This is a genomic window from Ureibacillus sp. MALMAid1270 (assembly GCF_049202975.1).
GTDB lineage: Bacteria > Bacillota > Bacilli > Bacillales_A > Planococcaceae > Ureibacillus.
The window spans coordinates 1-8,550 of the sequence record NZ_JBMIRP010000062.1 but is presented as its reverse complement, the minus strand read 5'-3'; the positions used below and the strand labels follow the sequence as shown (position 1 = coordinate 8,550).

Sequence of the window (8,550 nt, the reverse complement as noted above, 5' to 3'; positions counted from 1 at the left end):
TACATGCTCTGAAAAGGTTATTACTATCAATTACCCTATCAATTAAATCGATACCATCTTGTCTCCCTACTTCTTTGACAACAATGCTACACGCTCTTGCATGCTCTTCAGTTTCCAACTTATCCTTTTGCAAACAGCCATCTTGTAATGTTTTCTGTGGTCTTTGCACTGTCATCATCTCCATCATTCTTCAAGATTGCTATTGTTCAGTCCTTCGTTCCCATAGAAACTACTATGACCTCTGCTGACTTCTTACAATTCAACCTGCCATCACTGGCAGGCTTGTTCCTGTGTGATATTCCATCTCTCTTGCCGGGACTTGTAAGATCTCCCCGGGTAAGAGCTATAACCTTCCTCCCATGTAACTGCTATATTTACTGTATGGAACTCGTGCAGTATAGGACTTTGTTTTGTTATGTAAACTCGTCCATTCCAATTCAGCCTTATATATAGTTTCTGTCCGTCAGTTCGGGATTTTGCCTCCGGCTTCCTTCAGATTCCACCTCACGATGGACACCCTTGCCATTAGCTAACAGTTCCTACTGCCAAGCCTGTAGTGGACTTTCACCACCAAGTTATAGCCCATGCCGGGCGCACATAAAAAGAACTTCAACCTAGTAAGGTTAAAGTTTTTTTAGTTGTTTTTTTTAGCCGATATTCTATATATAATCAGATTTCACAAACTTAAAAGAAAAATTAAACATTAACATAGATAAAACAAATTAAATTACATAATTATTACGACTTGGATTAATGTGGTAACATAAGTGTAAGTAGAATTCAAACTACTTGTTGGGGGTTGAACATGAAGAATAATAAAACTATTTTACTAATTATTTCTGGTATTATTGTAGTTATTATACTGGGAATAGGTTTTTATTTTAATTCAGAGAAGTTTTATACTGCGGCGGATGTTTTAGAGGATGTTGATTTTAGCGTAAAAGAATCATCTGTTGAATTTAAAAAGATTGATGCAGAATTAAATTTTGTTCCGATTAAGTTGACCGATAAAACTCAGCAAGAATTGATAAAGGCTTTTGAAAAATCGAAATTTAAAAAAGACGATAATTCAAGAGGAATCGCCTCTAATAATTATTGGTTGAGAATCACTTTGAACAGAGGTTATGTAATGTATCTAGATTTGAATAAAAAACAGATAGCAGTTGCTGATAATGTAGGATCGCACGAAGGATATTTATTTGAAGATGATAAAGGTTTTTTTAGTATTTTAGAGAAAGCAGTTACTGAATAAAAACGTCGAGGTATAATCTTATATTAAAAAACTATGGATAAACATGATTGTGCTAGTTTAACCATAGTCTTTGTTTTTATTTTATAATAACGCTCCTCTAATTAGGAAATAGACACTTCGGTTTAATAGACTATTCTACCATCTGCTAATGTCACATAGTGAGTCGTAACTTTGTCAACAGAGTAAAGGTCTTCCCAGCCATTTAATTTTTTATACGTAATTGTAACACGGGCACTTACTCCGCGTAAGTTGTTCATTGTATTTTTAGCTGTTAGTAAAGCTAATTCGCCGTTCTTACATGTTTGGACATATCCATCTATAATAGTTGAACTTGCACCAGCTAGAAGACTAATAATTGAAAGTGCAACAGAATACGGCGTAAATTTCCATAACGCAAGACCTAAAAGACTAGAACTAAAGGCTGCCAAAGACATTTCAATTGTGTGTGCGTCGGAAGCATTATTCTCAAAATGTTCTTTCACCTTTCGTTGGATATTAACTAATTGTTGGAATTCATGGTCGTTTAAAGTAAGTGTTTGTGTTTCTCCTGCCATAAAAATAACCTCCATAATTTTTATTTTTGTTAGCTAACAATATATAAAGGGAAAATTCAATAAGATTTCACAACCTTTAAAATATTTTTCATTCACAAAAAAAGAACTTCAACCCAATGTGAATTAGGTTGAAGTTCTTTTTTTAATTATGTATGTTGATTGATTGTATTTTGCAAAAAAAGAATACATAGTATTGCAATTGCAACTACACAATGTTGCAACTTGACATGGAGCCTCTGCGGGCATGAGTCTCAAGCCAAGAAGCCAGCAAGATCAAGGGCTGGCTTTGCCACGAAAGGCTATCATGCCCACCACTCCATGTAAAGTCGCAACGACAAATCAGCTTGCAATACTCTGCACTTTTATTTTGCAATACACAATTAATTCGTTTGTGTGAATAGAGTAAATATGATTGAACCGATTGCTGAATATAAATTACTAATTCGGAAGAGTTCAATTAGTAGACTTAATAAAGTTTGATACTTAAGCAATATGTTAAGGGGAATGTAATTGAGAGTTTGACGTTGATATTTGTAGTAGTAATCATGATAAACACACTAGATATCAAGAAGAACAAAGAGAGTAAGTGATAGAACCATTCTCGGGGGCAGGTGGTGCATCTTAGGTCATTTGTAATGGGGAGAAAATGAAATTATCTTGAGCAAAAAGGAGAAAGTTATTCTTACGTCCTGTTATTCTAACAGAATCCGGGGCGTCATGAAATTTTCTTGTAGCTCGTCATAGTTGTGAATTCGATGATGTAGCTGCTATGACGAACTACAAGAAATCGCAACTCGTTATAGCAGATATATCAGTTGTAGGTGCTATAACGAATTGCTATTTCATCACGCCCCTCTCGTTTTCTAAATGAGTGTGATTCTGATTAGGTTTTCTAGCATTATATAAGGGTGGAAATGAAGCTTGCTTATAAAGGCTATCGTATCTGGTATTCATTTCTGAATAATATCGGGGCATCATGGAAAAGTTCACGTCATGACGAGTCATCACGTGAACTTCTTTCCATCATGCCCCTTTGTAATTAAGCGCAATTTGACAAAAATTTATACATCTATGTTGTAAATTCAACTGCGACACCAAGCTTTGATCGCTTGCTGTCGCAATCGAATTTAACATAGATGTGCAACTCTAAAAAATTCCAGCACGATGGAAACCTGCACCATCGTACTGGAATTTAAGAGGTGAAATTTTTGTAAAATTGCTTAGGTTAGTTTACATTCAGTATTATGACACTTTATTTCTTTAGTATAAAGGTTCTGTGATTCATTGACATTTATGAATAAATGAAATACTATAATATTAACAGAACTCACCACGCCTCTTAACAATGCGGACCAAGGTGGGTCATTTTTTTTATAAGGAGATAATGTAAATTGACTCTGGATAAAGATGAATCTAAAATTAAACCTCCCACTACATTCAAAGAACAAGTAGAATTGTTTAAAGGTAGAAAGCTACATGTTGAAGATTCAGAATTTGCTGAAAAAACCTTACAAAGAATCAATTATTATCGTTTAACTGCTTATGGGCTTACTCTGAAGAATCCTTACAATAAAGATGAATATAGAAATGGGGCTTCATTTAACAAATTACTATCCCTATATGATTTTGACAGGAGGCTGCGATTATTACTCTTAGGAGTATTAGAAACAATTGAAATTGCAGTCAGAACGCATATTTCCTATGAAACCGCACATGAATTAGGCCCAATTGGATACAGGGATAAAGATCATTTTCTTGATGCAACATTTCATCAGGCCTCTTTAAATGAGCTTGACTTATTAATTGATAAAAGCCGTAAAAGTGAGTTGTTTGTAAAACATCATTTCGAAAAATACGAAGGTGTCTTTCCAATTTGGGCAGCAATTGAAGTAGCATCATTTGGATTTATATCTAAATTTTACCGAAATTTAAAATTAGATTTAAAACGGAACATAGCAAAAACTTACTATGATGTGCCGTATATATATTTGGAGAGTTGGCTACAAACTCTATCCAATGTCAGAAATGTATGTGCTCATTATGGCCGAATATATAATAAGCATCTAACATTCAAACCACGTCTATTCAAAGAGGACTCTAAGTATTTTAATAATAAACATATTTACGGTGCTATTTATATAATGGTGCGGTTATTAACAAAAAGAGAAGGTAGTAGATTCATAATGGATTTGGATGCCCTTATATCTGAATATGAGGAACATATTGATTTTTCCCATATTGGCTTTCCTGTAAATTGGAAGGAAATTTTGGGAAAATATAATAGTGAAAAGATTATATGATGGAGAGCTGAAATATTGCTCTTCATTTTTTTATAGGGAAGCAATGTTTTAAATAGGATTTTGGAGTGAAATCAAAGAGTGATTATATAATAAGTTGGTTTTATATAAGGGACATGATTAATTTATAATTAATAGTCCCTCACCAATAAATATCAATATGCTCAATGAATTTCAAAAAACTGGTGTTATTTATCAGAAGATATGTAATATAGTATTCCACGGAGATCCTGATGTATATGTAATACCAGAATATATCAATGTTTTTAGGGATATGGCAAAGTATCTACTTAGTTAAAGTGTATATGTTTTATAAGTAGAAATAACAAAAGTAGAAATTTCTACTTTTGTGATTGTTTTTTATATAACAGTTATTTTTCTATCTACCGTACCAGGACCCTTGATTTAATTAACTACTATTCACATATCTAATAAGCCTAATCTATTTATTGAATACAGTAAAAATTTATACATCTATGTTGTAAATTCAACTGAGACAACAAGCTCTGATCGCTTGCTGACGCAATCGAATCTAACATAGATGTGCAACTCAAAAAAATTCCAGTACGATGGAAACCAGAACCATCGTACTGAATTTAAGGATTGAAATTTTGTTTTAGTTATACTTACGTTCTGGATTGTTAAATGATTGGGAACGACTTAGAGTATTATTAGTAACTTTGGATCTTTTCTTATTAAGAGTAGAACCTTCAATGTATTTAAATTGACGATAATGCTTCGTCTCTCTTTGTACAGGAAGTTCGTTTTTTAGTAAGTCTGCAAAGTTATTAAAATCTTTTGTTGTTAAATTAGAGATTTTTAAAATATTAAGCAATATTTCTTTTTGTCCTTCATTAGAATTAAGTAAATTTTTCTTACCTTTTACTTCAAGTAGATCAGAAAGTGACTTTTTTAATTTATTGGCTTGTCTAGCCAGTGGTAAAGTAGATTGTATCACTTCTCTAAAAAGGAGTTTTATACTTTCTTCTATGAGTATTTCTTTTTTTCGTTGATTAAAATAAAGGTTACTGTCAGCTTGTGAAGCCGTGCCAGCAAATTGAATAAATCTAGTAATACAATCTGATCCAACTTTTAAGGAAGTGTTAGTTTGTTGATTACGAATTAACCAGTTTTCTTTGTAGTTCTTATGATTGCATAACTGGCAATTTTCAACAAAGTCTTTAGAATCAGAAGGAATATGATCAACTAATTCCCATTCTGTACGAGCATTTTCAAAATCATTACTTATACTATTTTTCAAAATTCTCTTTTGTACAAGTGGTCCGGGTTTAGTTGAAAGTTCCTTAGTTACAAGTATTTGCTTTCGCCTTGATTTATTCAAATAATAGTCCTCCATAGTTTAAAATTTTAAAGAGAATACTAGATTGATGGTATAACAAATTAACGAAATAATGGTATAAAATACAATTAGCGAATATATGTTTCATATTAACTTATAAATATAGAAAAATCAATATATGGACATTTAATAATAAATAAGACACATTATATTGTGTTGTTTGGATAGGTAGTATTTTGTCCATTAAAGGAATTTCTTTAAATATGAGGAAAGTGAAGGGGATAAACAGTGTCCGATTTTACATATGAATTACCATTTTCAGAAGCTAAATTACTTACTGGCATATTAGGAGAACTTAAAAGAGAGAACGAATTAACGTTGTATGGATTTTTACAGAAGGCCACTCTTTTTATTGATGATTTAGGCACATCATATTATGTTGATAGGATGGGTAGATGGAATGCTAAAGGGATCAAAATTAAGATTTCAGTAAACCCAGCTATCTTGGATAAATTAGATTCATCTGCTGAAAGTAAAGTTGAAGAAATATGCGAAAGGCTAATTCCTGGTAATACAGGTTTTGATATTAAAGGAATTATATTCATACCTGATTTATCGAGAGAGTTTGAAACGCTTGAAGATTTGGATGTTCTTGCAAATATGAACGCAGTAAGTTCTGAAGCCATCCAAGTGTTATCGGATGAAATTAAGAGTAAGCTACAAGATAATCAACCAGAGTTGGCATTAGATAGGTTGCATACGTTTAGTATCCGATTCTTTAGAGAGTTATGTAAGAAATATAAATTGGACTATAAGAAAGAAGATTCATTACATACATTGCTATCGAAATATCGAAAGTTTGCTGAGGAAACAGGAGTTATTCAATCAAATATGACATTACAAATTTTAAAGGCAAATACAAATATATTGAATAACTTCAATAATGTCAGAAATGAAGAAAGCTATGCACATGATAATGAGATTTTAAATAAGATTGAAAGTAAATTAATTTGCAATCATGTTATAGCTCTTCTCAAATTTATTGATGAAATAGACGAAACACTAGAACTTTTAATTGATTTTAACTTGTAAATATTAGTTGAGTATTTTTATTCCAAATTCATACTCTTTTTTCACTAACTTATTTAACCACATGAAAAATGTCACAAGATACCGAAACAAAGACATAACCTTTTCTTTTTAAGAAAGGGTTATGTCAGGTAAGTTTCTATTTTCGCTAGGCAATCATCAATAATTGCATCTATTTCTTCAATTTGTGCATCTTCCGGATTATACTTCTTCAACACTTTTAGGTTTCGTGCTTTCCAATCCAATGATTTAACCTGATCGGTTAATACAACCCCTGTAATTGGGTAACCACCGTCATCAAGTGATATTCCCTCTTGTGGTAATTCTACTTCAAAGGGGTAATTCTTCTTTTGGTTGGTAATTGGGCAAACAGCTACAAATCCTGTTGCTTCATTAAATTCTTTGGGCGACAAAACAATACCATTTCTTCTCCCAGCTTGTTCATGACCAGCTTGTGGATTGAAATTTAAAACAACTAAATCGCCTCTCTCTGGTACGACTACTGACATTAAATTAATTCACGTCCCTCAATTCCAAAATCAATTTCTTTGTGTTGATTTTCAGGAGTAATTTGTGATAATAGTTCCTCTAATGTGTATTTCTTCCTTGTTCTTTTTGGTTTTAATGTGATGATTCGATCGCTTCCCATCACATTTAATTCCATTTCGGAACCTTGGTCGATACCTATTCTATCAGCAGCCTCTTTTGGAATACGAATACCCAAACTGTTTCCCCATTTTTGAGCAATAACTGTAGACATATAGTCAACCCCTTTACGTTGGTTTGTTTTAGTTTCTAAATGTTCCTTGGAATTCATTATATCACCCTTAATTTTAAAAGTATATACATAGTATATACATATGGGTATGAAGTGATACCAGATGGGGTTGATTATTTAAAGTTGATTTTTTTACATTAACTAGAAGGTTGAGTCTCATAGTTGCTATAGATCCCCGTTTGTTATTTACATTTAAAATGGCCAAGTGCTTTTGGCTTCAATCTTCAGTTCCAAATGTATTTGTTTCTTTCTTTATCTAGGTATTGATAATGTGGGTTATCAATACTTAGATTGCTAGTTTCATTATACTTCTGTCTATGGAGGTTGTCGCAAATAGTTCTGTACAACTAGCCACGTTGGCCAAAGAATTAAATTTGAAGATCCATTGGAACTAGTTGAGCTAAATTTAATTCAGACTCTGTATTACGGCATATATTAAACCACTTAGCACCGACATTACTCTAAAATACAGTGCGACTTTAGGTACTATAAATGAAAAGTCTCTTTAAGTACAATCCGATTTCATCATGGATTGTACTTTTTTTATTATTTTTAATTGTTAAACGGAGTAGAAATAAAAAGGTCTAGTTAAACATAAACAGGAACAATTAATGGTAAATTTAAATTATTTGAGCAAATTACTCCAGAATTGATGGTTTTAACTTACAAAAAATTCTGAAATTTGAATAATGGTAGAAAATTCATGGAACATTTATAGTTGAATTAAAGAGAACAAAGTCTAATTTCTTTGTCTATACTATTCATATTGAGGGATTTTTTTGGAAAAAAAAATTATACACAATCATTCGAAATTAAAATTGCATAAACTTTCTTCTGCTTTATTTAAAGAAGTTGTTGATAATATCGCATTAAAAAATAGGGATAGTGAAAAAAGGGAAATAAATTTTAAAGGCTCATTAGAAAATGGTTATGCTGGGTTAGCTTTGTTGGCATTGTTTATTGAGAGTAAAGGGGATAAAGGGGGGAAATGGGATGAATTTTCCCATCACTATTTAATTAAAGCGTTTGAAGAGATAAACGTTGACACTCCATTATCACTTTATTACGGTCTCCCAGGAATATTATATGTTTTAAGATATGCTAAAACAATAAATAATAGATATTTCGAAGAAATAAAAGTAAGCGTCAAATAGCGCCCACCTGGTTTTCAGGGGGCGCTATTGTTATGCTATCTATGTAGTTCGTTTAGGTACGTGACAGTTGGTCGGAATTGCTTCTGACCAAGGCATCAACGCATCTAACGCTGCTTCATCCGTTAG

Annotated in this window: 8 protein-coding genes; 4 read left to right on the top strand and 4 right to left on the bottom strand. The window is 32.3% G+C overall.

Annotated elements, in window-relative coordinates; translation table 11 throughout:
* Positions 1-805 precede the first annotated feature (805 nt).
* Positions 806-1,252 carry a hypothetical protein gene (locus ACOQFO_RS08320; protein WP_421689222.1) on the top strand — a complete coding sequence of 149 codons (447 nt, stop codon included), beginning with the start codon at positions 806-808 and terminating at the stop codon, positions 1,250-1,252.
* Positions 1,253-1,374: 122 nt separating this feature from the next.
* Here ACOQFO_RS08320 and ACOQFO_RS08315 read toward each other — a convergent pair whose 3' ends face one another.
* Complete coding sequence (locus tag ACOQFO_RS08315) at positions 1,375-1,806, bottom strand: hypothetical protein (RefSeq protein ID WP_421689221.1); 432 nt, start codon at positions 1,804-1,806, stop codon at positions 1,375-1,377.
* Positions 1,807-3,197: 1,391 nt separating this feature from the next.
* Here ACOQFO_RS08315 and ACOQFO_RS08310 point away from each other — a divergent pair.
* Positions 3,198-4,106, top strand: a complete 909-nt coding sequence (locus ACOQFO_RS08310) for an Abi family protein (RefSeq protein ID WP_421689220.1) — start codon at positions 3,198-3,200, stop codon at positions 4,104-4,106.
* Positions 4,107-4,719: 613 nt separating this feature from the next.
* Here the strand turns inward: ACOQFO_RS08310 and ACOQFO_RS08305 are convergent.
* Positions 4,720-5,445: a hypothetical protein gene (locus tag ACOQFO_RS08305; RefSeq protein WP_421689219.1), complete on the bottom strand. Its 726-nt coding sequence runs from the start codon at positions 5,443-5,445 to the stop codon at positions 4,720-4,722.
* Positions 5,446-5,691: 246 nt separating this feature from the next.
* Here ACOQFO_RS08305 and ACOQFO_RS08300 point away from each other — a divergent pair, with 246 nt between their 5' ends.
* On the top strand, positions 5,692-6,495 hold the full coding sequence (locus ACOQFO_RS08300) for an abortive infection family protein (protein WP_421689218.1): 804 nt from the start codon (positions 5,692-5,694) through the stop codon (positions 6,493-6,495).
* A gap of 119 nt (positions 6,496-6,614) precedes the next feature.
* Here ACOQFO_RS08300 and ACOQFO_RS08295 read toward each other — a convergent pair whose 3' ends face one another.
* Both ACOQFO_RS08295 and ACOQFO_RS08290 read right to left on the bottom strand, forming a co-directional pair.
* The gene (locus tag ACOQFO_RS08295) at positions 6,615-7,001 is read right to left on the bottom strand and encodes a type II toxin-antitoxin system PemK/MazF family toxin (protein ID WP_421689217.1); all 387 of its coding nucleotides are present in this window, start codon (positions 6,999-7,001) and stop codon (positions 6,615-6,617) included.
* Positions 7,001-7,309: an AbrB/MazE/SpoVT family DNA-binding domain-containing protein gene (locus ACOQFO_RS08290; RefSeq protein ID WP_421689216.1), complete on the bottom strand. Its 309-nt coding sequence runs from the start codon at positions 7,307-7,309 to the stop codon at positions 7,001-7,003. The genes ACOQFO_RS08295 and ACOQFO_RS08290 overlap by 1 nt, the downstream gene beginning before the upstream one ends.
* 740 nt (positions 7,310-8,049) lie before the next feature.
* Between ACOQFO_RS08290 and ACOQFO_RS08285 the strand changes: the two genes are divergently transcribed.
* Positions 8,050-8,424, top strand: a complete 375-nt coding sequence (locus ACOQFO_RS08285) for a lanthionine synthetase LanC family protein (RefSeq protein WP_421689215.1) — start codon at positions 8,050-8,052, stop codon at positions 8,422-8,424.
* Positions 8,425-8,550 lie beyond the last annotated feature (126 nt).

Bases quoted from the DNA above. Each gene is read 5' to 3' on its own strand.
- ACOQFO_RS08290 (WP_421689216.1), bottom strand. From the start codon at position 7,309: ATGAATTCCAAGGAACATTTAGAAACTAAAACAAACCAACGTAAAGGG.
- ACOQFO_RS08295 (WP_421689217.1), bottom strand. From the start codon at position 7,001: ATGTCAGTAGTCGTACCAGAGAGAGGCGATTTAGTTGTTTTAAATTTC.
- ACOQFO_RS08320 (WP_421689222.1), top strand. From the start codon at position 806: ATGAAGAATAATAAAACTATTTTACTAATTATTTCTGGTATTATTGTA.
- ACOQFO_RS08315 (WP_421689221.1), bottom strand. From the start codon at position 1,806: ATGGCAGGAGAAACACAAACACTTACTTTAAACGACCATGAATTCCAA.